Origin of the sequence: Billgrantia kenyensis (assembly GCF_013697085.1) — a bacterium.
Taxonomy (GTDB): Bacteria; Pseudomonadota; Gammaproteobacteria; order Pseudomonadales; family Halomonadaceae; genus Halomonas; species Halomonas kenyensis.
This window is the reverse complement of the sequence record NZ_JACEFT010000022.1, coordinates 1-25,962: the sequence shown is the minus strand read 5'-3', so window position 1 is coordinate 25,962 and position 25,962 is coordinate 1. Positions and strand designations below refer to the sequence as shown.

Annotated in this window: 22 protein-coding genes and 1 pseudogene; 11 read left to right on the top strand and 12 right to left on the bottom strand. The window is 63.7% G+C overall.

From position 1 onward, the window contains the following. Positions 1-3: 3 nt before the first annotated feature. The gene (locus tag H1D44_RS15365) at positions 4-480 is read right to left on the bottom strand and encodes a DUF3618 domain-containing protein (protein WP_181515739.1); all 477 of its coding nucleotides are present in this window, start codon (positions 478-480) and stop codon (positions 4-6) included. 106 nt (positions 481-586) lie between these two features. Beyond that, complete coding sequence (locus tag H1D44_RS15360; RefSeq protein WP_181515738.1) at positions 587-2,170, bottom strand: BCCT family transporter; 1,584 nt, start codon at positions 2,168-2,170, stop codon at positions 587-589. 197 nt (positions 2,171-2,367) lie between these two features. On the opposite strand from H1D44_RS15360, the gene H1D44_RS15355 reads away from it, so the two are divergent. Continuing rightward, entirely contained in the window at positions 2,368-3,135 is a 768-nt protein-coding gene (locus tag H1D44_RS15355) for a DUF1499 domain-containing protein (RefSeq protein ID WP_181515737.1), read from the top strand. Between the two features lie 52 nt (positions 3,136-3,187). On the opposite strand, the gene blaOXA is transcribed toward H1D44_RS15355, so the two are convergent. Next, a complete protein-coding gene (blaOXA, locus tag H1D44_RS15350; RefSeq protein WP_181515785.1) occupies positions 3,188-3,976 on the bottom strand; it encodes a class D beta-lactamase in 789 nt (262 codons plus the stop codon). A gap of 158 nt (positions 3,977-4,134) precedes the next feature. Between blaOXA and H1D44_RS15345 the strand changes: the two genes are divergently transcribed. The 3 genes from H1D44_RS15345 to H1D44_RS15335 are packed head-to-tail and all read left to right on the top strand — an operon-like array spanning position 4,135 to position 6,539. Next, on the top strand, positions 4,135-5,028 hold the full coding sequence (locus tag H1D44_RS15345; RefSeq protein WP_181515736.1) for a LysR family transcriptional regulator: 894 nt from the start codon (positions 4,135-4,137) through the stop codon (positions 5,026-5,028). Positions 5,029-5,070: 42 nt separating this feature from the next. Then, a complete protein-coding gene (arfB, locus tag H1D44_RS15340; protein WP_181515735.1) occupies positions 5,071-5,484 on the top strand; it encodes an alternative ribosome rescue aminoacyl-tRNA hydrolase ArfB in 414 nt (137 codons plus the stop codon). A gap of 50 nt (positions 5,485-5,534) precedes the next feature. After that, entirely contained in the window at positions 5,535-6,539 is a 1,005-nt protein-coding gene (locus H1D44_RS15335; protein ID WP_181515734.1) for an ion transporter, read from the top strand. On the opposite strand, the gene H1D44_RS15330 is transcribed toward H1D44_RS15335, so the two are convergent. Together H1D44_RS15330 and H1D44_RS15325 are read right to left on the bottom strand one after the other, a co-directional pair. Beyond that, the gene (locus H1D44_RS15330) at positions 6,530-7,576 is read right to left on the bottom strand and encodes a proline racemase family protein (protein ID WP_181515733.1); all 1,047 of its coding nucleotides are present in this window, start codon (positions 7,574-7,576) and stop codon (positions 6,530-6,532) included. The genes H1D44_RS15335 and H1D44_RS15330 overlap by 10 nt on opposite strands. Further along, on the bottom strand, positions 7,573-8,709 hold the full coding sequence (locus tag H1D44_RS15325; protein WP_181515784.1) for an alcohol dehydrogenase catalytic domain-containing protein: 1,137 nt from the start codon (positions 8,707-8,709) through the stop codon (positions 7,573-7,575). The genes H1D44_RS15330 and H1D44_RS15325 overlap by 4 nt, the downstream gene beginning before the upstream one ends. 429 nt (positions 8,710-9,138) lie before the next feature. Between H1D44_RS15325 and H1D44_RS15320 the strand changes: the two genes are divergently transcribed. Further along, a complete protein-coding gene (locus H1D44_RS15320; RefSeq protein WP_181515732.1) occupies positions 9,139-10,095 on the top strand; it encodes a diacylglycerol/lipid kinase family protein in 957 nt (318 codons plus the stop codon). 29 nt (positions 10,096-10,124) lie between these two features. On the opposite strand, the gene H1D44_RS15315 is transcribed toward H1D44_RS15320, so the two are convergent. Together H1D44_RS15315 and H1D44_RS15310 are read right to left on the bottom strand one after the other, a co-directional pair. Then, positions 10,125-10,616: a metallophosphoesterase family protein gene (locus tag H1D44_RS15315; protein WP_181515731.1), complete on the bottom strand. Its 492-nt coding sequence runs from the start codon at positions 10,614-10,616 to the stop codon at positions 10,125-10,127. A 160-nt stretch (positions 10,617-10,776) separates the two neighbouring features. Next, complete coding sequence (locus tag H1D44_RS15310; protein ID WP_181515730.1) at positions 10,777-11,199, bottom strand: CBS domain-containing protein; 423 nt, start codon at positions 11,197-11,199, stop codon at positions 10,777-10,779. A gap of 223 nt (positions 11,200-11,422) precedes the next feature. Here H1D44_RS15310 and H1D44_RS15305 point away from each other — a divergent pair, with 223 nt between their 5' ends. Further along, entirely contained in the window at positions 11,423-12,997 is a 1,575-nt protein-coding gene (locus H1D44_RS15305; protein ID WP_238984546.1) for an alpha/beta fold hydrolase, read from the top strand. Beyond that, positions 12,994-13,779: an alpha/beta fold hydrolase gene (locus H1D44_RS15300; protein WP_181515729.1), complete on the top strand. Its 786-nt coding sequence runs from the start codon at positions 12,994-12,996 to the stop codon at positions 13,777-13,779. Before H1D44_RS15305 ends, H1D44_RS15300 begins: the two co-directional genes overlap by 4 nt. Here H1D44_RS15300 and H1D44_RS15295 read toward each other — a convergent pair. Further along, entirely contained in the window at positions 13,756-15,042 is a 1,287-nt protein-coding gene (locus H1D44_RS15295; protein WP_181515728.1) for an acyltransferase family protein, read from the bottom strand. The genes H1D44_RS15300 and H1D44_RS15295 overlap by 24 nt on opposite strands. 158 nt (positions 15,043-15,200) lie before the next feature. On the opposite strand from H1D44_RS15295, the gene H1D44_RS15290 reads away from it, so the two are divergent. Then, on the top strand, positions 15,201-18,830 hold the full coding sequence (locus tag H1D44_RS15290; protein WP_181515727.1) for a S41 family peptidase: 3,630 nt from the start codon (positions 15,201-15,203) through the stop codon (positions 18,828-18,830). Positions 18,831-18,857: 27 nt separating this feature from the next. On the opposite strand, the gene H1D44_RS15285 is transcribed toward H1D44_RS15290, so the two are convergent. Beyond that, complete coding sequence (locus H1D44_RS15285) at positions 18,858-19,190, bottom strand: antibiotic biosynthesis monooxygenase family protein (RefSeq protein ID WP_181515726.1); 333 nt, start codon at positions 19,188-19,190, stop codon at positions 18,858-18,860. 160 nt (positions 19,191-19,350) lie between these two features. On the opposite strand from H1D44_RS15285, the gene H1D44_RS15280 reads away from it, so the two are divergent. Then, complete coding sequence (locus H1D44_RS15280) at positions 19,351-20,505, top strand: MFS transporter (RefSeq protein ID WP_181515725.1); 1,155 nt, start codon at positions 19,351-19,353, stop codon at positions 20,503-20,505. 8 nt (positions 20,506-20,513) lie between these two features. Here the strand turns inward: H1D44_RS15280 and H1D44_RS15275 are convergent. Beyond that, positions 20,514-21,746, bottom strand: a pseudogene (locus H1D44_RS15275) (DUF3422 domain-containing protein). Positions 21,747-21,833: 87 nt separating this feature from the next. Beyond that, positions 21,834-22,775, bottom strand: coding sequence for an alpha/beta hydrolase (locus tag H1D44_RS15270; protein WP_181515724.1), 942 nt, complete (start codon positions 22,773-22,775; stop codon positions 21,834-21,836). A gap of 122 nt (positions 22,776-22,897) precedes the next feature. On the opposite strand from H1D44_RS15270, the gene H1D44_RS15265 reads away from it, so the two are divergent. Both H1D44_RS15265 and H1D44_RS15260 read left to right on the top strand, forming a co-directional pair. Then, a complete protein-coding gene (locus H1D44_RS15265; protein WP_181515723.1) occupies positions 22,898-23,959 on the top strand; it encodes an acyltransferase family protein in 1,062 nt (353 codons plus the stop codon). Between the two features lie 67 nt (positions 23,960-24,026). Continuing rightward, the gene (locus tag H1D44_RS15260) at positions 24,027-24,914 is read left to right on the top strand and encodes a universal stress protein (protein ID WP_181515722.1); all 888 of its coding nucleotides are present in this window, start codon (positions 24,027-24,029) and stop codon (positions 24,912-24,914) included. A gap of 24 nt (positions 24,915-24,938) precedes the next feature. On the opposite strand, the gene H1D44_RS15255 is transcribed toward H1D44_RS15260, so the two are convergent. Then, complete coding sequence (locus tag H1D44_RS15255) at positions 24,939-25,652, bottom strand: DUF3581 domain-containing protein (RefSeq protein ID WP_181515721.1); 714 nt, start codon at positions 25,650-25,652, stop codon at positions 24,939-24,941. Positions 25,653-25,962: the final 310 nt, after the last annotated feature.

The window sequence follows — 25,962 nt, the reverse complement described above, 5'->3', positions numbered from 1 at the left end:
CTCTCATACCTGCGGGTACACATAACCGCTCCAGCCCTGCCCGGTGCCGAGATGCGTGGCGACGCCGACCACGTCGGGTCGATGCGTCGAGACGCGGCTACCCCCCTGCTGGGTGCCCAGGTGCGTGGCCACCATGCGCTGTGGCGCTTCCTGACGAGCCGGGATCCTTGCACCAGTTGCTAACGCGTCGGCACGCCGCTGCCCACGAGAACCGGTGCGCAGCTGAGAGACAAGCAGCCAACCGAGGCCAACACCGGTGACCAGCACCGGCAGGGGATTTTCGCGGATCGAACGTCCCAGGTTGCGCAGAAAACCTGCACCGGCCCCATTGCTTCGAGGCAGGTGGCGCTTGACGCTTTGCTTGATGCTCGGCGGGGATAGGCGACTCTCCAGCTCGTGCAGAGTGTCGTCGAGATGCGCGCGGGAGCGACGAATCTCCTCTTCCAGTTCGTCGGCCCGATGTCGATGATAACGGCTCATTGCATGCCTCCTTGGCGTCACCATTTCGCTGACTTCCCTTGTCTTTCAAGCTGGCTCCGATGTGGGCAGGCGTCAAGCCGAGCGCGGGGATGGGCTCGCACGAGGCCTAGCTCGACGCCTGACCATCCTTGCCGTTCTCGTTGCGCCGCAGCCCCAGATAGAGCCCCGCACACATGAAGAGCAGAATGACCACGAAGGGCAGTCCCGAAATGGTAGCCACCGCCTGCAGTGCCTCGAGGCCGCCGGCAGTAAGCAGGATCGACGCCACTACGCCTTCCGAGGTGGCCCAGAACACCCGCGTGGTCTTGGGTGGATGGGGGTCACCGCCGGAGGTGATGATATCGATGATCAACGAGCCGGAATCCGATGAGGTGATGAAGAAAATCGCTACCGTGGCAATCATCAGCGTCATGCTGGTGGTCACGACCCACTCTGGCAGCTGGAAGTGGTCGAGGAACAGGAAGAAGGCCAGCTCTGGCTCGTCCTCGACGATATCGACCAGCCCGGCCGCCTCGAAGAGCTCGCGGTAGAGCGCCGAGCCGCCCATCACCGTGAGCCACACTACCGAGGCGAGTGTAGGTACCAGCAGCACGCCGAGAAGATACTGCCGCAGGGTGCGACCACGCGACACACGAGCGATGAACAGACCCACGAAGGGCGACCAGGAGATCCACCAGGCAAAGTAGAACAGGGTCCAGTCGTTCTGCCAGCTTTCGGCATCGGGCGCGCTGAAGGCCTCGGTGAAGGTGCCGCGGCTGGGAACCTCGTTGATGTAGTTGCCCAGGCTCTGGAGCATGGCATTGAAGACGAAAGCGGTGGGTCCGAACAGCAGCACGTAGACCACCAGGGCGGCGCCGATCAGCAACGCCAGCTTCGAAAGTTGCTGGATGCCCTTGGCCAGCCCGGAGAGCACCGACACCAGCGCCACTGCCGTAATGCCGGCGATCAGTCCAATCTGAACGGCGAGATTGTCGTGGATGCCATAGGCGTGCTCGAGCCCGGTATTGATCTGTCGCACCCCGAGGCCCAGCGACACGGCCACGCCGATCAGCGTACCGACAGCCGCCATGGCATCGATGCCGTTGCCGATCGGTCCTTCGACTTTCTTCTTGCCCAGCAGTGGCATGAACGCCGAACGAATGGTCAACGGCAGGCCGCGGTTGTAGCAGAAGTAGCATAGCGCGAGCCCCACCAGACCGTACATCGACCAGCCATGCAGCCCCCAGTGGAAATAGCTGTGCACCAGCGCATCGCTCGCCGCCTCCTCGGTTTCGGCCTCGCCGAAGGGTGGGTCGGCAAAGAAGGAGACCGGCTCGGCCACACCGTAGAACAGCAGCCCCACGCCGGTGCCGGCGGCGAACAGCATCGAGAACCAGCCCCAACTGGAGAACTCGGGGCGCTCGTCCTCGCCGCCGAGCCTGACGCTGCCGTAGCGGCTGAAGATCAGATAGAGCGCCAGGATGAGAAAGACATTCATCGATAGCAGGTAGAACCAGCCGAGGTTCTCCGAGATGGCATCCTGCACGATCTCGGCCCCAGCCTGCAGACGATCGGGCACGACGGCCCCGGCAATCACCAGTAGCAGAATCGCAGTGGCGGAGGTGAGGAAAACCGCTCGGTGGACGGGTACACCAAGCAGATTGTGGCGCCGCGAACTCCCATAGCGGTCGGAATCGGAGCGAGTCGGCATATCCGTTGCCTCCTGGAGAAGCGGCGCATCCAAGCACCGATGGGTAGCTCCCGCGTCTGGCCCAGAGGCAGGCGCTCTAAGTAAACGATAGCAGCCATGAGCGGCTGTGATGTTGCGAAATGCAAGTGGCTGTACGGCAACTCTCCGCCCAAGCAGATATGCTGTAAGTATCGCTTCACTGAGAGAAGGAAAGAGTCATGACCCTGCGAGACCATCAGCGCCGTCCACGTGGTGGCCGATGGTTGCCCCGCCTTGCCTGGTTCAGTCTGCTGGTGCTGCTGCTGGCCGCCTTGCTGCTGGCCGGTGCCGGGCCGGCCTATCGCCTGGAGCTGTTGCCCCTCGGCAGCGCCTTCGACATGCTGCGCCGTGGTGTCTATCTGTCCGCTGGCGCCGCAACACTAGGGCTGCTGGCGCTGATCGCCGCGACCTTCTGCCGGCGCCTGCAGCCGGCGCTGATCGGCGGAGTGGTGGTGGTCGCCACCGCCGCCATGCTCGCCGTACCCTGGCTGCACTGGCAGCGTGCGCAGCATGCTCCGCCAATCCACGACATCACCACCGATACCGAGAACCCACCCGCCTTCGAAACCTTGGCGGCAGCCCGCGAGGCTGCCCCCAACGCCGTGGAGTACCCTGGCGAAGCCGTGGCGCGCCAACAGCACGAGGCCTACCCCGATATCCAGCCGGTCATCCTCGACCTGCCGCTGGGCTTTGCCCGCGACGTGGCCGAGGCAGCGGCGCTGGACATGGGCTGGGAAATCGCCCATAACTCGCTGACCCAGATCGAAGCCACCGACACCACTACCTGGTTCGGTTTCAAGGACGACGTGGTGATCCGCCTGAGCGAGACCGATGACGGCACCCGCATCGACGTGCGCTCGGCCTCGCGTCTGGGACGCGGCGACGTCGGCGCCAATGCGGCACGCATTCGCGACTACTTCGCGGCCGTCGAGCGACGCCTCGACTGAGTTCGAAAGCCGCCCCGCAACGAGCGCGGAGCGGCCCCCTGGGCAAGCGCGATCAGCTCGCCGGCGGCAGTGCCTCGATGGTGCGTAACGCCTCGTCGACGATACCCTGGCGTTTGGGCAGGTCGGCCATGCGGTTGGGAGTTTCCATGTTGAGAGCGAAGAACACCGGGCCGTTGGGGTGCTCCACCCAGCCCACCCACCAGCCTAGCTGGCCGCTCCAGCCGGTCTTGCCGCGCACTATCCAGTCGCTGCCGGCAGCGGTGATCATCAGATCCTTGACCAGACGCTGGTCGGCCTCGTCGAAGGGCAGCTCGTTGCGGTAGAGACGCTCGAGGAATGCGATCTGCTCCTCGGCGGAAACTTCCAGCCTGCCTCCGTCGAGCCAGAAGTTTTCCAGATCGTCACCGATCTCGGCATTGCCATAATCGATCGCTTCCAGATAGTGGCGTTCACGCTCCTCGCCTATGTCGCGGGCGAACTGCTGGTAGAGCCACACCACTGAGCTACGCATGCCAGAGCGCAAGTCCTGATCGGCATTCCACTGGGGAATGCTGCGCTCGACGCCGTCCCAGGCAAAGACCTGGAACTCATCCTCTGCCACGCCGGCATCCAGAGCGAACAGGGTATGCGGAATCTTGAACGTGGAAGCCGGAACGAAGCGCTCCCGGGCCCGCTCGCCATTGTGTACCAGCGTTGTGGTGCTACCGTCGCGCTGGTCGACCACCAGCAGGGTGCCGTCGGCTTCGTTGGTACGGAAAATCTCGCTCCAGTCGCTGCGCTCCTGCCAGGCATCGGCCAGCGCGCCGGCCGGCACCAGCGTAAAGGCCAGCGCGCCTGCCATGAATGTTTTGAGGGCTTTTTTCTTGATGATCATGGTTCCGTTCGCTTGTCGTAGAGTTCTCTTGGGGAAGTCGACGCGTCGCAACGCAGAGTAGCGGCCGGCTGGCGAGAGGCACAAACCATGATATCTTGCATGAGCCATAAACTGAGCTTGGGCATATGACGAGACCTTATCTGCCGCTCAACGCCCTGCGCGCCTTCGAGGCTGCGGCACGCCATCTGAGCTTCACCCACGCCGCCGACGAACTGAACGTGACCCAGGCGGCGGTGAGCCATCAGGTCAAGCTGCTGGAAGAACGCCTGGGCGTGGCGCTGTTCAAGCGCCTGCCACGAGGATTGATGATCACCGCCGAGGGCGAGGCGCTGCTGCCGGTGATGCGGGAGTCCTTCGACCGCATGGCGGACATGCTGGAGCGGCTCGAGGGCGGCGAAGTACGCGACATCCTCCATATCGGTGCGGTGGGCACCTTTGCGGTGGGCTGGCTGCTGCCACGCCTGGCGCGCTTTCAGGTCCGGCACCCACTGATCGACGTGCGAATTTCAACCCATAACAATCGGGTGGACATGGCCAGCGAAGGGTTGGACTACGCCATTCGCTTTGGCGATGGGGCCTGGCACGGGCTCGAGGCTCAGCGGCTCTTCGATGCGCCGCTCTCCCCCTTGTGCACGCCGCGCCTGGCGGAAACGCTCAGGGCGCCGTCGGACCTGTTCCGCCAGACCCTGCTGCGCTCCTACCGCGAGAGCGAATGGAGTCACTGGTTCACCGCTGCAGGCATCACCCGCCCGCCCGCGCGCCCCTGCGGCATCACCTTCGACTCTTCGTTGGCCATGATGGAGGCCGCCGTACAGGGCGTGGGAGTGGCCCTCGCGCCACCGCGCATGTTTGCCCGCCAGCTGGGCAGCAGCCAGGTCCTGCAGCCGTTCGACATTCACGCCGCGCTGGGCAGCTATTGGCTGACGCGGCTCAAGTCACGCAAGCCCAGCACGGTCATGACGACTTTCGCCAACTGGCTGCTCGAAGAGGTACGCTTGGCCTACGGCAGCGAGGCCTAGCCCACGTTGCAGCTCTCTCACCAATCACCGCAGGAAGCCGACATGCTGCGACTCTCCAATAGCGTGGAACTGGCCGACAACGAGATCGAGATCAGCCAGATACGTGCCCAGGGCGCAGGCGGCCAGAACGTCAACAAGGTGGCCTCCGCGGTTCACCTGCGCTTCGACATCCACGCCTCGAGCCTGCCGCCCTTCTACAAGGAGCGGCTGCTGGCGCTTTCCGATCAGCGCATCACCAAGGAGGGCGTGGTAGTGCTCAAGGCACAGAGCTTTCGCACCTTCGAACAGAACCGTGAAGACGCCCTGGAGCGGCTCAAGACGCTGATTCAGGAAGCGGTGAAGACACGCAAGGCGCGCAAGCCGACCAAACCGAGCAAGGCGGCACGCCGCAAGCGGATGGACCGCAAGGCCCAGAAGGGGCAGACCAAGGCGCTGCGCGGCAAGGTAAAGCTCTAGGGAACGAATGGCTGCTAGGCTTCAGCCTAAACGCCGTACAAGGAGCCGACATGCCGTCGAGAAGAGTCTCGCGCCCGCTGAGCCCAGGGCTGGAGCGCCTGCACCTGGTGTGGGACCTGCTGATCATCGTACTGGTGGTCGCCAACCTGGCGCTGCTGCTGTTCGACGCGCTGTTCCTGCTCGGCCCGCTCAACGACGCCTTCGCCGCCGTCGCTCCGGGCCTTCACGGTGCCTACGATCGCCATATCCATGACAACTTCGTCGAGATCGACCTGGTGTTCGTCGCCATCTTCGTGTTCGACGTACTGCTGGGCTGGGCGGTGGCCATCGCCGAGCGGCGCTACCACCGCTGGTTCTTCTACCCCTTCGTGCACTGGTACGACGTACTCGGCTGCATCCCGGTGGGGGGCTTCCGCCTGCTGCGTATCCTGCGCGTTATTTCCTTGCTGGCCCGCCTGCAGCGGCTGGGGCTGATCGACGTACGCCGCTGGCAGCTCTACGCCGTCTACGCCAAGTACTACGACATCTTCTTCGAGGAGCTCTCCGATCGCGTAGCTATCCGCCTGCTGGGCAACATGCAGGAACAGATCCGCTCCAGCGACTCACTGTCGACGAAGGTCGTCGACGAGGTCGTGATGCCGCGCAAGCAACAGCTGATACATGAGCTCTCGAGGCGGCTCGAGGAGATGGCCGGAAACGCCTATGCACGCAACCGTGCCGAGACCATGCACTACGTCGGCTCCCTGGTGGGCCGCACCGTGGCGGAGAGCCAGGAGATCAAGCGCCTGCGGCGCCTGCCCATGGGCGACAGCCTGGCCCGCAGCCTGGAGTCGAGTCTGCGCGACCTGGCCTGCCGCCTGGTCAACGAGGCCATGGAGGGGCTGCGCTCGCCGGAGTTCACCGCCCTGGTGGAGCGCCTGGCCGACAGCGGCTTCGACACCTGGCTGCAGGTCGACGAGCACACCGATCGGGTGACCGAGCAGGTGCTCGTCGACATGCTGGAGCTGGTCAAGGAGCAGATCGCCATCAAGCAGTGGCGACGCCGCTATGACTGATAGCGGCTGCTGAGGATGTGGTGAACCCCACTGCAGTCGACCATCGGGTCGTCGCAGTTGACCACGATCTCCGAGCGCGCCAGCACGTAGCTCTTGCCGGTGATGGTGTTCTCCACCACCTGGTGCTTGCCGCCGGCCTCGCGGGCTTCGACGAACTGGCCGATGAAGCCGGTCTCGCGCAGCGAGACGGTTTCCAGTCGATCACCGGGCTTGATGGTGCCCTCATAGTGCATCAATGCCAGCCGCGCCGAGGTGCCGGTACCGGTGGTGCTGCGACAGATCACGCCGGGATGCACGTAGGTCGCCGAGCGCGAGCGGTAGAAGTCGTCGGCGATCTGCTCAACCGGCCCCATGAAGTGCAGGAATGGCAGTGGCCCCACGTCGCCGAGGGTGTAGTGGGAGAAGCCACTATGAGCCTGGATTGCTTCGACGATGCGGTGGGCGCACTCCGCCAGCGCCCGCTCCTCCTCGCGCTTGAGCGAGAAGCCGAGTTCGGCGGCATCCACCAGGGCGTAGAAGCCGCCGCTGTAGGCGATGCTGTAGGTCACGTCTCCCACCTCGGGCACGTGGATGGTGGCCCGGTGGGTGTCGATGTAGCTCGGTAAACCGCCGCAGGTGATCGCCTCCACCACGCCGTTCTCCACCCGCGCCTCGATCTGCACCAGCCCCGCGGGGGATTCCAGCGTGAAGTGCTGGATGCCCTCGCGCTTGGGAATCAGCCCGGTTTCGAGCAGCGCCGTGGCGGTGCAGATGGTGTTGGAACCGGAATAGATCGGGTAGCCCATCACCTCCATGATGATGTAGCCCATCTGAGCTCGCGGGTCGCAGGCGGGCACGATCAGATCCACCGACATCTCGGGAATACCGTAGGGCTCGCCGAGCAGCAGCTTGCGCAGGCCGTCGGCGTCATTCTCCAGGTACTCCATCTGCTGGCGCACGGTATCGCCGGGCAGCGAGTCGATGCCGCCAATCACGATCCGGCTGACGTCGCCGCCGGCATGGGTGTCGAGCAGTTGCAGGGTCAGTTCGTGACTCATGCCTTGTCCTTTAGCGCGAAAGGGGCACCATGTTCGGCCCACTGGGAGTCGGGCACGACGACGATCTTGCCCAGGTAATTGCTGCCGCGGTTGACGAAGTAGCGCTCCGCCTCGTGCAGTTCGGAGAGCTTGAAGGCGGCGTGCAGCACCGGCTTGAGCTGGCCGGAGCGAATCCACTCGACGAGTTGCTCGGCCTCCTCACGGGTACCGTGGGAGACACCGAAGATCTGCACCTGATAGAGGTAGATCCGCGTCCACATGATCTCGCTGAGATTGCCGCCGCTGGCCCCGGCGATGGAGAGCCGCGGGTAGGTCGTACGCGCCTTCATGTCGCCGATCATGGTGTCGATGAACAGGTCGGTCATCTCGCCGCCGACCAGGTCCATCACCGCATCGATGGGCGCCCCGCCGGTGGCCTCGAGCACGCGCTCGACGAAGGTAGAGAGATCGCCGCGGTCGATCACCGCCTCGGCGCCCAGCGCCAGCAACGCCTCGGCCTTGTCGGGCTGGCTCACGGCATAGGGAATCGCGCCGACGATGCGGCACATCTGGATCAGCGCGGCACCCACGCCGCCGCTGGCCCCGCTGACCAGCACTCGCTCCCCCGCCGCGACCCGGGCCGAGGTCATCATGTGGTAGCCGGTCTGATAGGAGCACATGCCCATGGCCGCCAGCTCGGCATCGGCGAGTTCGGGGTTGGGCACGTGATGGAACTGGTCCGAAGGCACGGCAATGTACTCGGCGTAGCCGCCGTCGGCGCCGTGGCCATAGTAGTCCGGCGTCAGGTTGATGTCGCGCCGCTCGTCGGCATAGAGGTTGAAATCGAGCAGGCCACGCTCGCCGATGCGCGAGGCAGCGATGCCCTCGCCCACTGCCACCACGCGCCCCGCAACGTCGGCACCCTGGATGCGCGGGAAGGTCAGGGTCGGCTCGCCGCCCATGGCAAACGAGGTGACATCCCCTTTCTCCTTGGTCGGGTATAGCCCCTCGCGGGCCTTGCGGTCGGTGTTGTTCTTGGCCGTGGCGGTGACCTGCACCAGTACTTCGCCCGGCCCGGGGCGCGGCATGGCGACGTCAGTGCGATAGACCAGCTTGTCGATACCGCCGTGGCCGGTCAGGACCATGGCGTTCATGGTGGCCGGAATGGTCGGTGCGTTCTCTATTGGCACGATGGGCCTCCTGGCAGTGTCTTGAGGACAGTCAGTCTCGACACCTTGGCGAAGAACATACGGCAGCCTCGCCGGATTACCGGCTCCGGACCAGCGACATGCCAAGGAGCCAGCGCGAATGGCGCCGACTGGATGTCGTGGCGAAAGCGGGAAAACAGTCGAGGTGGGGGCAGCCTGCTCGGCGTGTCGATATGAGGCAGATTGAAACATGCCGGTCCCGGGCATGCATACCGTTGAGCCAGTGGATTTTTTTCTGTTTTCAAGGGCCCCGAGTGGAGGTTCTTTCTTGTCACTTCCAAGGCACAGCGCACCGAGCCGCCCCATGTTAAGGCGCGATGATGAAAGACTCACTATTCTTTCAGACAGGAGAAGACCAAGGTGAAGGAGACACCGATGACGTATTGGCTGATCGTCAACAAGGCAGCCGGTGATGGCCGGCAAGGTAAATCGTACTGGCGTAGCTATCTACGGGCGGCGGGTATCGAAGAGCTGAATGTACACGGGCTCAGCGAGACCGACTGGGAACAGCACGTGGCACCTGGCGACCGAGTGTTGGTCGCCGGTGGCGACGGCTCGGTCAACCGGGTGGCCTCGGTTTGCGTAGAGCGCGAGGCGACCCTCGGCGTGCTGCCCTCCGGCACGGCAAATGACTTCGCACGCAACCTGGGTTTGCCTGACGATCCGCTGGAGCTATGCCGGATGATGCGCTCGGAGCAAACCGTGGAAGTCGATGTCTCCTGGCTCAACGGCAATGTCTTTCTGAACGTCGCCCACATCGGGCTAGGCACGCTTCCTTCTCGTCAAGCTACCCAGGATCAGAAACAGCGACTGGGCCGGTTCAGTTATCTGCTGACGCTGGCCCAGCGGCTCGGCATGCAGCGGGGAATTCACGGGCGCATCGAGTGCGACGACCAGGTCGTCGAAGGTCCTTGGCTCACCATCGCCATCGCCTCCGGGGCCTATTTCGGTGGCGGCCACGAGCTTAACCAGGCCAGAATCGACGATGGCATGCTGGATGTCGTCGCAATACGTCACGAGTCATGGTGGCGCGTCGGCATGGCCTTCATCACTACACGGCTGCTCGGAAGAGCGCCCCGCTCCGGCGATACCATGGCGCATTTCCAATCGTCGCAGTGCCATATCCAGCTTCGCCATCCCCATACGGTCACCGCCGATGGCGAGAACCTGGGCCGCATGGCCAACGTCTCGGCCATTACCCGGCGCGGCGTACTCCGTGTGATGGGAAGCCGCCTGGTCTCGGGCCGACCACAGCCACCGGAGCCCATCCATTACACACCCAGCGATGCCCCTCCGATGGCACGCCCCGGGCCCGGAGCGCACCCCTTCTGAAAACGCCGGGCTTGCACGGTCAAGAAGGTTCAGGCGTCGGGCAGATGCAGGATGGCACCCCGTAGCCCACGGCGATCCACCCAGAGCTTGCCCAGGGTGATCGGCAGGCGGAAGCGCCGCTTGCCTGCCGCCCCGGGGTTGAACAGCAGGCGAGGCCCTTGCCACTGGTGGCGCGGCTTGTGGGAATGGCCATGCAGCACGACATCGCACTCGGTTTTCTCGTCGAAGTCTGCCAGGTCGTGGACCAGGTGCAGACGCCAGCCATTGACGACCAGATCGAGCCGGATCGGCAGGGAGCTTGCCCACTCGGCGGTATCGATATTGCCACGTACGGCACACAGCGGCGCCAGCTCCTCGAGGCGCTCGAGGATGGCCTCATCCTGCGCCTTGGCTCCCACGTCACCCAGGTGCAGGATCAGTCCGCAGCCCCCGAGCAGCTCCACGGCCTCCTCGCTCAGCAGCCCGTGGGTATCGGAGATCACTCCGATGGGAGCATTGATATCGAATCGTCTCGAGTGCATGGCGCGACTTTTCCGGAAACGTCGTTCCACGCTAACGTATCGTCCCTGCCTCTTCACTAGCTACCCCTGACGCACGAAAAAAAGGGCACCGCCTGGCGATGCCCTGTCTGCTTGTCCACCATTCGCTTGGGGTCGTCTTCCTGGGCGGAATGATTGGCTCTCAGTGGTAGTGCTTGCTGCAGTTGGCAATCTCGCGGGCCATCTGATCGTCTTCGCAGCGGTCAGCGATATCACCGAGGGTCACTATGCCAACCAGACTCTTGTCGTTCTGGTTGTTGAGTACCACCAGGCGCTGCACGTGCTGCTCCTGCATGTTGCGCAGCACTTCGTTCACGTCCTGATCTTCAAAGGCGTAGAGCACCTGACTGGAAGCTATCGAACTCGCCTTGTCATCCGGGCTCTTGCCTTCGGCCAGGGCGCGAACCGTGAGATCTCGGTCGGTCACGGTGCCCACGATTCGGTCGCCTTCGACAAGCGGCTCAAAGCCGGAATTGTCCTTGCGCATTCGCTCGGCGACCTGGCGAATGCTGGCATCGGCTGGGCAATAGTCGGGCCGCTTGGTCATCACTTCACGTACTTGCATGGTCCACTCCTATCTTGACGTGACGTGCGGAAAAGCCGCACAGCCTCCTGCCAAGTGATGTGTTGCACCCGTCAAAATAGTTGGCCACTCGGGGTCCATCAAAACGAACCATGTCTTGGTTTATTGCCGTCGGTTAGCAGGCGGTAATGGGAGTTTGACGGTAGTGGCGCGGCTGCTAGCTTGACAAGCGAAGCCCGTCAGGATCACAACCGAGGGATACAAAATGAGAATAATACCAACTCGCCAGCGTCTCCTGCTGGCAGCCCTGCCGGCGACATTGCTGCTCACTGCGCCAAGCCATGCACAAAGCCAACAGGAAGAGGGAGAGCTGCCTCGCCTGGATAGCACCGAGTGTCCAACCGAGGCACTGCGCGAACTGGACGCCAGCTGTTACAGCTTCCACGCCCCCGAGAACTGGAACGCCCCGGGCGACAATCGTGTCACGCTTCCGGTGGCAGTCATCGAGCCAGAGCCGGGCGGCGAGCAAGCGACAAATACCGAAGCCCCGCCGGTGTTCTTCTTCCCCGGCGGGCCGGGCTTTTCCTCGCTGGACAATCGCGAATATCTTGAGCAGCTGCTCAAGGACGTCGGCGAGCGCACCCTGGTGACGATGGATCACCGCGGCTTCCCACATGCGGACCCGGCTCTAGAGTGCCCCGATTACGCCGCAGTTTCTCCCTATCACAACATTCTCCATACACCGGCGATTACCGCTTCGCTGGATCCGATGCACCGCCTCGAGTTGATCACCTCTGAAGTAGAGGCCTGCTATCGCAAGCTCAGCGAAGCAGGCATCGACGTCGCCCAATACAACGCCCATGCAGTGTCACGCGACGTGGACGAAATACGCCAGCTGCTCGGCTACGAGCAGATCGATGCCTTCGGCTCCTCCACCGGCAGCGGTACGGTCGCCTCCTTCATTCAGTACCACCCTGAAAGCATTCGCGCCGCCATCTTCGGCTGGCCCTGGTTCAATCATCTGCGCAACCGCCCGCCGGTAGACGAGCTCTACACCGCCAAGCAGGCCTTCACTGACACCCTGGCGCTGTGCGCGGCAGAGGACGAGGCCTGCCGAGAGATGCTGCCCAACTGGATGCAGGCTTTCGACCGGGCCCGGCGCACACTGGACGGCCGCCCCTTCGTGGCACATGTGACGCATGCAGAACAGGACGACCAGGCGCTCTACTTCGACGGCGCCGCCCTCATCGATACTCTCTACCTGACGCTGGCCTCAGACTATGCCGAGCTCCCCAGCCTGGTAGCTGACATCGAAGCAGGGGATTATTCGCGACTTGCAGAATTTTTCCGCATCGAGGACTACGACCCCGAGCCAGAGGCTCCCGCTTATGCACTGGGCTATTTCCTGGCGCACGTATGCAGCGACATGGGCAGCAACCGACCCAGCCAGGATGACTCCATCGCTGCCGTGCAACGCGAGCCTGCCGTGCTCGGCTTCGAACCTCCCTGGCTATGCGCCTGGTGGGGCAAAGATGGCGACGTGCCGGCCGAACATAACGACCCGCCGGTCGGCGAGACGCCGGCTCTGGCGATCCACGGCCAGATGGACCCCTGTTGCGGTCCACGCTGGAGCCAGCACCTTCAACGCACCCTACCCAACCTGCAGTACGTGGAGATGCAGGCATTGGGGCACAATCCGGTCAACGAGTGCCGCTCGACCATGATTCAGGCGTTCCTCGATGATCCGCATAGCCCGGTGGATGCCAGCTGCCACGATGAGGTGGAGCGCGATCCCTGGGTGGTCGAGCCTCCGGCCACGGCAGCAGAGAACCGTCCATGAGCCACGCGCAGACGCGCTCGAGGTGGATACTGCTGCGCGGCCTGGTACGCGAGGCCCGCCACTGGGAAGGGTTTCCCGCCCGGCTGGCCGAGGCTCTCGGTGAGCCGGCCCGAGCGCTGGATCTGCCGGGAAATGGGGAGCTGTGGCGTGAGGCCAGCCCGGTGAGTATCGACGCCATGGTCGAATCGCTACGCGAGCAGCTGCAGGCGCAGGAGAGTCCGGGCCCATACCGGGTACTGGCCATCTCACTGGGCGGCATGGTGGCGCTGCGCTGGGCCCAGCGCTACCCCGCGGAAGTGGAGTGTCTGGTGATGATCAACTCGAGCCTGCGCGGCATCGCTCCCTTCTACCGGCGCCTGCGCCCGCGCCAATACCCGCGCCTGCTGATGGGGCTGCTGCCACTCGGCCACGAGCAGCGCGAGCGGCTGATCCTGCGCATGACCACACGACAGCGTGATGACCTCTCCGCCCTGGCACGGCGTCACGCCGAGTGGCAGCAACAGGCCCCCGTCGGCCGCGCCAATCTGGTTCGCCAGCTGCTGGCTGCCGCTCGTGGTTATCCCCCTCCCGAACGCCCGCCGGCCTGCCCGACGCTGCTGCTGACGTCCAAGGCGGATCAAATGGTGTCGTGGCACTGCTCACGGCGCCTGGCGAAGCGCTACGGCTGGCCTCTCAAGTGTCACCCCAACGCCGGTCACGACCTGCCGCTGGATGATCCCGAATGGGTGGTGGCGGCGATCCAAACGTGGCTCACCGAGTCAGGCCTGACGCGGTGCACGTAGCAGCCAGGCGGAAAGCGCCACCAATGGCAGGCCGATCAGCGCCCCAGGGAAGGCTCCCAGCGCCAGGCTGACAGCGATGCCGAGGAATAACGCCAAGCCACCGACGATTATCCTGCCAGTCTGCATTGCGGCTGGCACATCCTGCTTGCGGTAGCGCTCGATCAGCAGCGCAGCGAGCATGACCGGTACCACCATCAGGGCACACAGAGCGAGCCACTCCAGGCGCCCGATCCAGAACCCCGGCTCGCCCGGCATGCCGGCATCGATAGGCCAGTCCAGGCGCTGGCCCAGCCAGGCCGCCGGCAGCTCGGCCAGCTTGTGCCAGAGATAGAGCTGCAGCCCGAACGCACCGATCATCGCCATCCAGCGCCCCAGCCGCTGGCGCTGGAGAAAGCGCCGCACCGGTGTCTCGAACAGCACCACCAGCCCCACCTGAAACCACATGACGCCAAGCAGCGCCAGGGTCGGCGGCAGCAGGTTGGTTTCGCCACCCGCATTGCCATTGACCATCGAGGGCGGATAGCCAAGGGCGACGGCGGCCATCAGCCAGGCCAACCCCAGCAGCAGCAGCGCAGCGCCGACGCGCCGACCGCTGAAGCGATTGTTCCACCAGGCGATACCGAGCTGCTGAGGCAGCAACCAGAAGAACAGCGTATTCACCCAGGCGAAATAGTCATGCTCCGAAGTCACCAGCTGACCCAGCATGAGCCAGTCGTCGAAGGCGGTGGGGCGTGAGCGCAGCAGGTCCACCACGGCAATGGCGATGATCAGCACCGCCGCCGGCCACAGGCCGAAACGACGGTCTGCCCAGACCGAAATCGGCAGCATCAGCTGGACAGCCAGCAGGATCAGCAGAAACCACAGGTGAACGGTCAGCGAATGATTGAGCGGCCCCAGAACGCCATCGCGGGTGATGAAGGATGCGATGGCCACGAGTACGCTCAGCACGGCCAGGTAGGTCACGGTGGGACGGGCCAGCCCCAAGGCGCGATCCGCCCACCAACGGGCATGGGACTCGCCTGAGCGATAGCGCTGCCACACGCCTTCCGAACTGACGGCGGCCGAGACGAAGATGAATAGCGGCACGACCTGGACGATCCAGGTAAAGAAGCCGGCAGGCTCCCAGGCATCGAGTATGTGCCCGGTATCCACCAGCACGCCCTGCTCGAAACGTGGCAGCGTCGCCACCCAATGCCCCAGCACCACGATGAGCAGCGCGATGGCCCGTAACGCATCGGGATAGGGGTCGCGTGCGTGGCTCATGATCCCTCCTTCCCTGAACGGATGGCAAACGCCCGCTTTTCTGCCAAAAGCCTAGATGACATTGGCGCAACGAGCCAAGCTGACCGACTCGCATTCGATGAGGAGGAAAATCATTGCTACGTTGGGGATGCATGGTATCGGCATAGGATCGGCTCGCAATGCAAGGACCTCGAACTCGTCGCCTGCCGCTCTGTAACGCCGTGAGCAGACTGACGCTGCTGACGGTCATGGGCGGCCTGCTGGGTAGCCTGCCAGCTGTGGCGCTGGCTCAATCCGGACAGGTGGCTCTTCCCCGCTTTCCCTCCGTCAGCCCGGATGGATCGGAGCTCATCTTCAGCTGGCGTGGCGATCTTTGGCGCGCTTCGACCGAAGGCGGCGAAGCGATACGTCTGACTCGACACGACCTTGACGATCTGCACTCCAGTTGGAGCGACGATGGCGAGCGGATCGTATTCGCCTCGATGCGCGACGGCTATCTCAATCTGTGGCGCATGGGCCGGGACGGCAGCGAACTCACCCAGCTCACCCACGGCGACCAACACCTGCGCCAGCCTTCGTTTGGTCGCGACGAGGAGGGCGAGCCGGTGATCACCTTCTCGGGCATGCTCGAAGCCGACGTCTATCGCGACCAGCGCCCATACCGGCTATCGCCTGAAGGGGGGGAGTACACGCGCCTGCATGACGCCTTCGGCTCCGAGCCGCAGCTCTCCCCGGACGGTCGTTTCGTCGCTTTCACCCGCGGCGGTGCCTATCACGACTGGAACCGGCGCCACTACCGGGGACCGGACGCCATGGACGTCTGGCTGCACGAGCTGGGCACCGACGAGTTCGAGCCGTTGACAGAGCGCGACGGGGACGATGGCATGGCCCGCTGGGTCGACGAGGATACCTTGCTGTTCATGTCGGACCGTGAAGATCAGACGGTCAACCTCTATCGCATGGAACTCGATGCCGAGCGCAGCATCGAGCGGCTCACCCACTTCGACGAGCGCGACCTGCAGCATTACGACGTTTCCCAGGATGGCAGCACCGCCGTGCTGCAGGTCTGGGACACCCTGCTGACCCTCGACCTGGAGCAGCCGGACGCCGAGCCGCAGCCGATCACCCTGCGCGCCCCCGAAGATGGGCGTGACAACTACACCCTGCGTCGCATCAACCGCGATGTCAGCGAGGCGGCGTTGAGTCCCGATGGCCAGACCATGGCCTACATCGCCTATGGCCGTGTGTACGTTCGCCATGTGGACGAACAGAGTCCCACGCTGCTGGTCACACCCAATAGCCATGCTCGCCATCATGATCTGGCCTGGTCACCCGACGGGCTGCGGCTCTATTTCGTCAACGACGAGGACGGTAGTGAATCGATCTACCAGGCCCAGGTAACCCTGACCCGTGACGAGGTGCGGCAAAACCATGAACAACAGCGTCAGGCGGAGCACCAATGGGATGGGGATCCCAACGTCGACCTCGCTTCGGCAGGCGAGGAGCTGGATGCCGAGTTGCCGGAGACCTTGGAGACCGACGACGACAACGACTACGACCCTGAGCTCGAGTCCCGTGGCGATGAGCCGGAAGACCCCTTTGCCCCCCAGGATCCCGGCTTCATCCTCGATCCGGTGCTGATCCCTGAACCGGGAGCCCCCACCGACGTGCCACCGCCTCCCCAGGAGCCACAGGTAGAAGTGGAAAGCATTCCCGAGGAGGAACTGGAGGAGGAGTTACCCGAGGATATTCCTGAGGACCGCGACCCGACTCGCTGGCATGACGCCATCCAGTTCGAAGTCAGCCCCGTGATCGACGCCGAAAGCAACGACCGCGACGTCTCGCCCTCCCCCGACGGCCGCTCCCTGGCCTTCCGGCGTGGACGCGGCGATCTCGTGGTACATGATCTGGAAAGCGGTGAAGAGCGCACCCTGGTGGAAGGCTGGGACAGCTTCATGCATTGGCGTTGGTCCCCGGACAGCCGCTACATCGCTTACTCTCAAAACGACCTCGACTTCAGCGCCAACGTCTTCGTGGTGCCCGTGGACGGCTCGGAAGAGCCGGCCAACATCACTCGTCACCCCCGTAACGATCTCAACCCGCGCTGGTCCGAGGATGGCCGCAAGCTGACCTTCATCTCCAACCGCTCCGGTGAGAACTATGATCTTTACCGGGTCTACCTGGATGCCGAGCTCGAGGTCTATACCCCGCGTGAACTCACCACCTACTACCGCAACGCACGTGAGGAGGCCCAGAACCGCTCCCCCCTTCCGGTGACGGAGAGCGAAGGGGAAGAAGATTCTGCGCCGCAGGACGTGGCAGAACTCGAGCTGGAGAACGCCTGGCGGCGCATCGAGCGGGTCACGGCGTCACCGGCCCACCAAACCGCCAACGAGATGTCTCCGGGTGGTGACCGCTATGTGTTCAATGCCGGCAGCGATGGGCTGGTCGCGATGAACTGGGACGGCAGCCAGCGCACCCGCATCGGCCCTCGCGCCGACGTTCAGCACCTCAATATCACCGGCGAACAGGTGGTCTACATCGCCAACGGCCGGGTTGGCGTGGCCAACCTCTCCGGCAGCGGCTCTCCCCGCTATCTCGATATCTCCGACCGGCTGCGTATCGACCTGCGCGAACAGGCGCTGCAGAAGTTCCACGAGGCGGCCAGGGTCATTGGCGAGAACTTCTATCGCACAGACCTGAAGGGCCTCGACTGGTCCAGCGTGGTCGACGACTATGCCACACTGATCCATGGCGCCCGCACCCCAAGCGAGTTCAGTGATATCGCCAACCGGCTGATGGGCGAGCTGGCCGCTTCGCACATGGGGGTGTCCAATCCGGGGCCGGTTTCGGCGCTACGCGAGCCCTCCGGGCGACTGGCCATCGAACATGAGAAAATCGTCTCGCAGCACGACGGTCGCATCGGCTTTCGCGTAACGAACGTGATACCGGGGGGGCCCGCCAGCCGCGGGCCCATGCCCCTGGCTCCAGGAGACATCATTACCGAAATCGGGCTGCAATCCTTCGAGCAGAACGAAACCCTGCTGCAGCGTTTGCGCGGACAGGTGGACGAGGAGGTCATCGTCACCTTCGACCGCCCCGGTGAAGACGGCTACACCGAGTACCGCACCATGCTGCATACGGTGAGCCTGACGGAACTGGCCCGGCTCAAGTATGACGCTTTCCGTGAAGAGAGCCGCAGGCAAGTCGAGGAGCTCTCCGATGGTCGGCTCGGCTACCTGCATATTCAGGCCATGAATCAGACCTCGCTGGAAGGGTTCCAGGGCGACCTGTACGCGGCTGCAGCAGACAAGGATGGCCTGATCATCGACGTGCGCAACAACGGCGGCGGTCATACCACGGATCGCATCCTGACCTCGATCATGGCCGGCGAGCACGCCTACACCGTCCCGGCGGGAGCCGACCTCGATGATACCGGGCACTATCCCCAGGACCGCCTGGATGCACCACGCTACACGCTGCCCATCAACATGCTGGCAAACGAGAAGAGTTATTCCAACGCCGAGATCCTGGCCCACGCCTTCACGACGCTCGGACGCGGCACGCTGGTCGGTCAGCAGACCTATGGCGGCGTGATCTCGACCAACAGCCACACCCTGATCGATGGCGCCACGGTACGACGCCCCTTCCGTGGCTGGTATCTCCCGGACGGCACCGACATGGAGCACAACGGCGCCATGCCGCAGCTGCTCGTGGAGCAGACGCCCCAGGACGAGGTGGCAGGCCGAGACCGCCAGCTCGAGGCTGCGGTGGCAGACATGCTCGAGCGGATCGACGGGGAGGAGTGAGCCCTCCCCGCGCCCAGGGGCATAGTCTCAGTCGTCCAGGGTGCCGAAGTGGTAGTCTCGCTCGACCCTGGCAATGCGGACCTTGTAGGCCGCATACCAGTCGCTGCGGCCAAGCCGCTGCGCTTCGCGATGCTCGACCTGCTGCTTCCACTGCTTGATGGCCTCGAGACTTTCCCAGTAGGAAACCGTCACGCCCAGCTCCTCTCGCACCGACTCCAGCCCGAGAAATCCCGGCTGCTGTGCGGCAAGCTCGGCCATGTATTCGGCCATCACCCCGTATCCCTTCTCTTCGGCAGTCCGCAGCGAAGTGAAGATGACGGCGTAATAGGGCGGCTCCGGTGTTTTCGCAATGCGGGTCATAAGGCCTCTCAGCGGTACAACGGTGTCAGGGAGCGATCACGTGAACCCAGGGGCACCTGCCATGGTCGGAAGCTGTTTCCCCAGGCGCCATTCTCGGAGAGTATAAGCGCGCGAGCGCACCGCTCGCCCTCCTTCATTTACAGCGGGAGATTGTCTGCCGATGCTGGCATCCGATCAGGGAAGTCGGGTCACGCGGACCTACTTCGCCACCTTCATTGCCATCGGCATGTGTACTGGCCTGCTGGGACCGGCTCTGCCGCATCTGGCCGACATGACCGGATCGAGCATGGGGCAGATCGCCATCCTGTTCACCGCCCGTGCCCTGGGAACGATGCTGGGATCGGTGCTCTCGGGCGTGCTGATCGACCGTTACGATGGCCACCGAGTGCTGCTAGCAATGCACTTGCTGCTGGCTGGCGGGCTCGCCATCGTCCCGTTCAGCCAAGCTCTGATGCTGCTGACGGCAGTGGTGTTCCTGCTCGGCGTCGCCGAGGTGTCGATCAATGCCGGTGGCAATACGTTGCTGTTGTGGACCCATGGTACGGCATCGCCCCCCTGGGTCAGTGCGCTGCACTTCTGCTTCGGACTCGGCAACATGCTGATCCCGCTGGTGCTGATCGTGGTGCTCAACCTGCAGCTCTCGTTTGCCTGGGCATTCTGGATCGTTGCGCTGTACACGTCGCTGCTCCTGGTGCCGCTGCTGCGCCACGAAAGCCCCCGCCCCCCTGGCGAGGCCAACCCCGACCGGCCCGCCCCACCCGCTCAGGACACGGGGAGGCTGGTCCTGTTCCTGAGCCTGTTCGCGCTCTATGTGGGGATGGAGATTACCTTTGCCGGATGGATCACCGCCTATGGCATTCTCAATGGTCTGGCCGCGGCGGATGCCGCGCTGATGGTCACATTCTTCTGGCTGACACTGTCGGCCGGCCGGCTGCTTGCCATACCGCTGATCCGCCTGCTGTCGCCGTGGAAGGTGTTGAGTGGATGCCTCGCACTGGGAATGTTCAGCGCACTGGCACTGCACTTTCAGTGGCTACCGCTGCCGCCGGTGGCGCTGCTCTTCGGGCTGGCGGCGTCAGCCATCTTTCCTGTCCTGTTCGGGCTGAGCAATCAGCTGATGACGATGAACGGGCGCACCACTGGCTGGATCTTCCTGGCGAGCGGAACCGGCGGCATGATCGTGCCATCGCTGACCGGCCCGCTGCTCGAGCGAGCCGGCACCGGCGCCTTTCCCCTGCTGCTGGCGACCCTGGTCGCCCTGCTCGGCCTGGGGCTCATGCTTCTGCGCACCAGGGTGAAGACGACAAGCCACTGAGGCGCGCTTCAATGGCGTTTGACCCGCCAGATGCGCCAAGCCAGCAAGCCGATGATCAGCCCGCCCAGCGGCGCGAGTACGACCGCCGCGAGGTGCGGCTGAACGTCGACACCGAGTGCCCCGAGACTCTCGAGGCCGAGCTTGAACAGACTGAAGATGTAATAGCTGATGACGATGATCGAGAGCCCTTCCACCGCCTTCTGGATCTTGAGCTGGATACTGGCCCGCTCGTTCAGGCTATGGAGGATGCTGGAGTTCTGCTCCTCGATCTCGACCTGGGCACGCGTACGCAGCAGGTCGTTCAAGCGAGCGGCACCCTCGGCCAGACGCTGCTGACGCTGGTGGATGGCCGCACAGTAATGCACCGTCGGACGAAACCGTCGCAGGATGAAGGTGCCGAGGCGCGGGCAGTCACCGACTCTCGTCTCCCGCAGCTCTTCAATGCGGGTGAAGACGATGCGCGCTTAGGCGTCGGTGGCGCTGAAACGCTGGCGTGAGCGGCTTCCGCTGCGCTCCAGTCGGGCCGAGAGCCGTGACAGCGCCGTCAACAGCGGGCGCGGGTTGGCATCCTCCTGCTCGGCGTTGCGGTCGGAGAGTTCACCCAGCTCCACTTCGTAAGCCTGCAGCTCCAGCGCCAGCTCCTTGGCCAGGGGCAGCGAGAGCGACGCCATCATGCGATAGGTCTCGATTTCCAGCAGGCGGCGCACCATGCGCCCGAGACGAAAGGCATTGAGGCCGCCGTTGAGCAGCAAGAGACGATTGACCCCGTCGTCAGCGAGACGAAAATCGCTCCAGACCGTGGCATCGCCGCCCCCTACCTGCGAACCGGCCGGGTCGGTGAAGGCGTAGGCCTCGGCGCTGCCACGCCAGGTATCTCGACCTTCCGCCAAGACCAGCGTGGCATTGACCAAGGTCGGGCTGTACGCATCGACGACCTGCGCCAGCCAGGCCGGCGGGGCCGGCCAGGCGTCGCCCGCCGGCATCTTCGGTACCATCAGGGTCAGGGTGGAGAACTCGGTGTGCCGTTCCCACTTGAGGACCGTGCCTTCGAAGGTGACGATCTGCTGAACTCGCTCGGTATCGAAGGCCAGCCCTGTGGTCTCGCTCAGGCATGCCAGCAAGCCGGCATGCTCCTCGGCGTCAGCGAGGAACGCGTAATGATGGACATGGGCCGGCTCCGAGAAGTAGATCGATGGGCGCGCATGAAGCTCGTTATGCAGGTGTTCGCGTTGTGGGTGCATGTTCTTGTAGCGCCGGAAAGGGGTCGACCCATGAGACTACGGTCTACCGCACCCACAGCCAACCCCACTTCCGAACACCACGGCTCATCACTCCGTCGCACCGCTGGGCGACAAGGCCGGCTGGACCTGGGTTGCCTCCCGGGCCATGCCCTCGGCCAGGGTTTCGAGCGGTACGGGGCCTTGCAGGAAACGCCCTACCCAGGCCAGTGCGTTGGGCAGGCTGGCACGCCAGACGCGCCAGGTATGCCCGCCGCTGAGCACCTCCATGGTCAGCAAATCTGGCTGATGCGGTGCCAGAGCCTGACTCACGAGCCGGGCGTAGTGCTCGGCATTGAAGACATCGCGATTGCCGGCACTGAGGTAGAGCGGCACGACCTCCTCCCGCTCCAGGTACCCGTCCAGGTAGGCGGTATAGTTGCTTTGCTGCCACAACGCCTCGTCAAAGCCTCCCGACGCGTCGAGGAAAGCGGGGTGCCGCCGCGCAGAGGAGTTTTTTGGCGGAAGTGGATGGTAGCTAGCCGGGCTCAAGGCAGCGGCGGCCGCAAACAGCTCCGGGCGCTCGAGCACGAAGTTCAAGGCACCGTAGCCGCCCGCGGAGAGACCGGCAACGGCGCGCCACTCGCGCTGGGAAACGACCTGCCAGGTCTGCTCGATGTAGGGCATGAGCTCGTTGAAGAACGCCGTTCGTGCCGCCTCGTTGTGACCGTCGATCCACCAGCTTTCGCTGCCCGGCATGACGATCACGGTAGGCGGCAATGTCCCTTCGCGTATCAGCCGGTCGGCGGTGCGCTTGAGACTGCCGCTCTCGACCCAGTCGCGCTCGCTGCCGAACGAGCCGTGCAGCAGATAGAGCACGGGATAGGCCTGGTTCGACTCGCGGTAGCCTTCGGGCAGGTAGAGCGTGTAGGCATAGTCGCGGTCGAGGATCTCCGAGGCGAAGCGATGATGTGTGACCTCACCGGCCTGGGCCGGAGAGGACAGCCACAGCGTCGCGAACCATAGTGAGGCGATGGTGCGTCCGAGATGCATAGCACTTGGCTCCCTGTGCCGAATCCAGATATATAGCCTGGTAACGGAATTTTTCCGCCACGTTCTGGTCCGACCCTGCAGAGTCACCGGTTGTTCCAGGCATCAGGGAAGGCAGGGCGTACATGAAACGGATCGAGGAGGTCTATTGGCTGCGTTTCTACGGCTGTCTGGCCGTATTCGCCTTTCACTTCCTCGACCGCCTGAATCTGCACGTCGATAACGTCTACGTCGACCTGGCACGGATCCCCACCGTGCTCGGCACGCCCATCTTCATCTTCATCTCGATCTTTCTGTTTTCCATGCGCTACGGCAACCAGCCGCCGCCGGGATTTCTGCTCAAGCGCCTGCAATACGTCATGGTGCCCTATTTCGTCTACGGCTTGATCTACTCGGTCTCCCAGTACCTCAGCCTGCGCCGCGAGGGGGCATCGGTCGGACTGGTAGAGCAACTGGTCGAGTACCTGTTCTACGCCGGCTGGCACGGCTATTTCCTCATCATTGCCATGCAGTTCTATGCCTTCTATTGGCTCTATGCTCGCTTCGGCCTGGACCGCCGGCTTCCGCCTGGCCCCTGGCTGGTAGCGGGCAGCCTGATCGGCATCGCCTACTGGGGGCTCACACGCCTCTACGGCATCAAGCCACCGGGGTACCTGCTGTGGATCGCTCCACTGGGCTGGGTCTACCTGTTCTTCCTGGCCATGCTGGTCGTCCGCCACTACCCTCGCCTCGTTCCCGGCCGACTCGGGGAGCTGCCCTGGCTGAGATGGCTATCGCATCCGGCGCTACTGGCCGGCTACGTGGCCCTGGTCGCCCTCCTCACCTGGCAAGGCTGGCTGGAGTTCTCCTCCAAGGAGACCTGGGTCATCCCACTGTTCATCCTGTTCACGCTACTGGTTGTCACCCGGCTGAGGAACGTGCATGCGCCGCCGCTGGTGAAAACCGTCAATCGCTATTCGTTCGGGATATACCTCGCTCACCCGATGTTCTTCGCCATCGTCGACTTCATGCATGAGTTCATTCCGTTCTCGCTGCTTGTCTACTCGGTGATGCTGATCGTGGTGGGCATGGCAGGCTCGATAGCATTCAGCCGTCTTGCCAACCAACTTCCGGGAGGCGGTATGCTGTTCGGCAAGACACTGCATGTACCGGAAGAACGGCAGACACCACAGGTCCAATTGCGCTAGCCTAGCCCTGTACGGCGACGGCCGGCCCCGTTGCCCCACCCATTCATGACGATTCGGGGGATTAGGCATGAGTGAGCATATTTCGCTCGTGATCGTACCGGTTGATGGCTCGCCCACGGCGCATGCCGCCACACGCCATGCGGCATTGCTCTCGCACTTGCTGCAGGCTTCCCTGCAGTTGGTTCACGTCATGCCGCTGAATCCGGCCGAATTCAGCGATGTGCCTGCCAACCGGGAAGCGGAAGCGGATCGGGACCGCGCCCAGCGGCTCACAGTGGCAAGAGACGCCATCGCCAGTGCCAGGCAGGAAATCCCCTCCAGCCTTGACCTTTCGATCGACGAAGTGATTCTGGAAGAGGAAGGTTTCGTGCGCCACCCGGCGCGGATTCTGGTGGATCACGCCAGCAAGCAGAAGCACTGCCTGCTGGTGGTCGGCGCTCGACACCTGAGCGACCTGGACAAGTTCCTGGAAGGCAGCGTCAGCAACGAGGTAGTCCACAAGGCCGGCTGCCCGGTGACTGTCGTGCATCCCGAGGCTGCCGAAAACGGTACGCGCATCGGTCGAGTGCTGCTGCCGGTCGATGGCTCGAAGCACAGCGACCGTGCCGCCAAGCTGGCCGGGGAGCTGGCCCGCCGCGCCGAGGCGTCTGTGGACATGCTGTTCTGCCGCCCTGCGGGCGCACCTCAGCCAGAGGCGGGGAGCCAGGAAGAGTCCGTGCTGGTTTTCGAGCAGGCAAGCCGGCATTTGGGAGAGGTGCCCAGGGGTATCGAGCCTCACATACTGGAGGGGGACCGCTACGCCGAAGCCATTACCGACTTTGCCCACAGCCTGGACGACAGTCCGATCATCGTCATGGGGCGCAGGGGGCTGGGAGCCTGGCGTGAGAAGCTGGTGGGCAGCGTCAGCCATCGTGTGATCGATCTGGCCCATTGCCCGGTCACCGTGACGGTGTGATCGGCACTACCGGGCAGCGCCGGCTCATTCCCCTCTCTCGTAGGCCGACTTGAGGCGGTAGAACTCGGCGACGATATCGTCCATGGCCTTGGCGTCATATTCGCTGAGGCCGCTGACGACAAGCTTCTTCGACCCATTGCCCACGGCCTCGCCGCGGTCGGTAATGCGGAACTCGAGCCTGACGTCGCCACGTTTGCCTGTCACGTCCAGGCTTGAATCGACGAGCTCCAGGGTCGGGTCGGTAAGGTCGGTGCGTTCGAGCGAGAAGCCCATGCTGTCGTAGATGACCAGCGGTCGCTTGGGGTTGAACATCACCCCCTGCTCTTCGAGTAACGGTTTGAGGACATGCGGAAAGTTCTTGCCGGAGAAGGCCACATAGCAGCGCGTAAAGGCTTCAATGACCTCGGCATCAAGGCTCGTCTCGCCCGCCCGATTCACTTCCAGATACTGCTTGCCCTCATCGTCACTCACCTTCAGCTGCCCTGCTGCACTCTCCTCGAGGCTCAGCAGGGTTCCATCACCCACCATGCTGCGAAAACGAAAGTCCATTTGCTCCGAGAGCCCGAACCGGCTCAGTACCAGGGCAAACAATAGATCCCCTGGAACACAGAAGCGGCGGGCATCGGCGTCGTGTATCGGGTTGAAGTCACCGGCGATGCGCTTGGCGAAGTCGCTTGCCTGCTGCGCCGAAATGCGAACTCGCGAGCCCGCCTGGGTATGATAAGGATCGAGAAACATGAGAGCTCTGGCCTGTCCTTGGTTGGGATACCTCAAAAAGCGATGATGCCATATTTTTCCCCTGGCGAGGTCATTTCAGGTCACACTCGGTTACGTGTCAACCGCCCCCCTGCACACGCGTGACGCTGCCAAGCGGCCTGTCCATGCTGCCCCGTCCCTGTAGGCTGCGCTGACGCATAAGCCGTTGAAACTATGTTACTGTTGCAGGCATCAGGCTTTGGCATCATGGCTGCGAGCTATGGTGACTTCTGGTGTATGGGAGGAGGTAGAAAGGGTGGCGTATCCTGTTGATTGATCACGACCAAGATCT

Excerpts from the sequence above, each read along its gene's own strand:
- H1D44_RS15310 (WP_181515730.1), bottom strand. The coding sequence starts at position 11,199 with ATGCAAGTACGTGAAGTGATGACCAAGCGGCCCGACTATTGCCCAGCC.
- H1D44_RS15315 (WP_181515731.1), bottom strand. The coding sequence starts at position 10,616 with ATGCACTCGAGACGATTCGATATCAATGCTCCCATCGGAGTGATCTCC.
- arfB (WP_181515735.1), top strand. The coding sequence starts at position 5,071 with ATGCTGCGACTCTCCAATAGCGTGGAACTGGCCGACAACGAGATCGAG.
- H1D44_RS15255 (WP_181515721.1), bottom strand. The coding sequence starts at position 25,652 with ATGTTTCTCGATCCTTATCATACCCAGGCGGGCTCGCGAGTTCGCATT.
- H1D44_RS15365 (WP_181515739.1), bottom strand. The coding sequence starts at position 480 with ATGAGCCGTTATCATCGACATCGGGCCGACGAACTGGAAGAGGAGATT.
- H1D44_RS15320 (WP_181515732.1), top strand. The coding sequence starts at position 9,139 with ATGACGTATTGGCTGATCGTCAACAAGGCAGCCGGTGATGGCCGGCAA.
- H1D44_RS15325 (WP_181515784.1), bottom strand. The coding sequence starts at position 8,709 with ATGAACGCCATGGTCCTGACCGGCCACGGCGGTATCGACAAGCTGGTC.
- H1D44_RS15300 (WP_181515729.1), top strand. The coding sequence starts at position 12,994 with ATGAGCCACGCGCAGACGCGCTCGAGGTGGATACTGCTGCGCGGCCTG.
- H1D44_RS15335 (WP_181515734.1), top strand. The coding sequence starts at position 5,535 with ATGCCGTCGAGAAGAGTCTCGCGCCCGCTGAGCCCAGGGCTGGAGCGC.
- H1D44_RS15285 (WP_181515726.1), bottom strand. The coding sequence starts at position 19,190 with ATGACCCGCATTGCGAAAACACCGGAGCCGCCCTATTACGCCGTCATC.
- H1D44_RS15260 (WP_181515722.1), top strand. The coding sequence starts at position 24,027 with ATGAGTGAGCATATTTCGCTCGTGATCGTACCGGTTGATGGCTCGCCC.
- H1D44_RS15295 (WP_181515728.1), bottom strand. The coding sequence starts at position 15,042 with ATGAGCCACGCACGCGACCCCTATCCCGATGCGTTACGGGCCATCGCG.
- blaOXA (WP_181515785.1), bottom strand. The coding sequence starts at position 3,976 with ATGGCAGGCGCGCTGGCCTTTACGCTGGTGCCGGCCGGCGCGCTGGCC.
- H1D44_RS15265 (WP_181515723.1), top strand. The coding sequence starts at position 22,898 with ATGAAACGGATCGAGGAGGTCTATTGGCTGCGTTTCTACGGCTGTCTG.
- H1D44_RS15270 (WP_181515724.1), bottom strand. The coding sequence starts at position 22,775 with ATGCATCTCGGACGCACCATCGCCTCACTATGGTTCGCGACGCTGTGG.
- H1D44_RS15360 (WP_181515738.1), bottom strand. The coding sequence starts at position 2,170 with ATGCCGACTCGCTCCGATTCCGACCGCTATGGGAGTTCGCGGCGCCAC.
- H1D44_RS15290 (WP_181515727.1), top strand. The coding sequence starts at position 15,201 with ATGCAAGGACCTCGAACTCGTCGCCTGCCGCTCTGTAACGCCGTGAGC.
- H1D44_RS15305 (WP_238984546.1), top strand. The coding sequence starts at position 11,423 with ATGAGAATAATACCAACTCGCCAGCGTCTCCTGCTGGCAGCCCTGCCG.
- H1D44_RS15330 (WP_181515733.1), bottom strand. The coding sequence starts at position 7,576 with ATGAGTCACGAACTGACCCTGCAACTGCTCGACACCCATGCCGGCGGC.
- H1D44_RS15355 (WP_181515737.1), top strand. The coding sequence starts at position 2,368 with ATGACCCTGCGAGACCATCAGCGCCGTCCACGTGGTGGCCGATGGTTG.
- H1D44_RS15345 (WP_181515736.1), top strand. The coding sequence starts at position 4,135 with ATGACGAGACCTTATCTGCCGCTCAACGCCCTGCGCGCCTTCGAGGCT.
- H1D44_RS15280 (WP_181515725.1), top strand. The coding sequence starts at position 19,351 with ATGCTGGCATCCGATCAGGGAAGTCGGGTCACGCGGACCTACTTCGCC.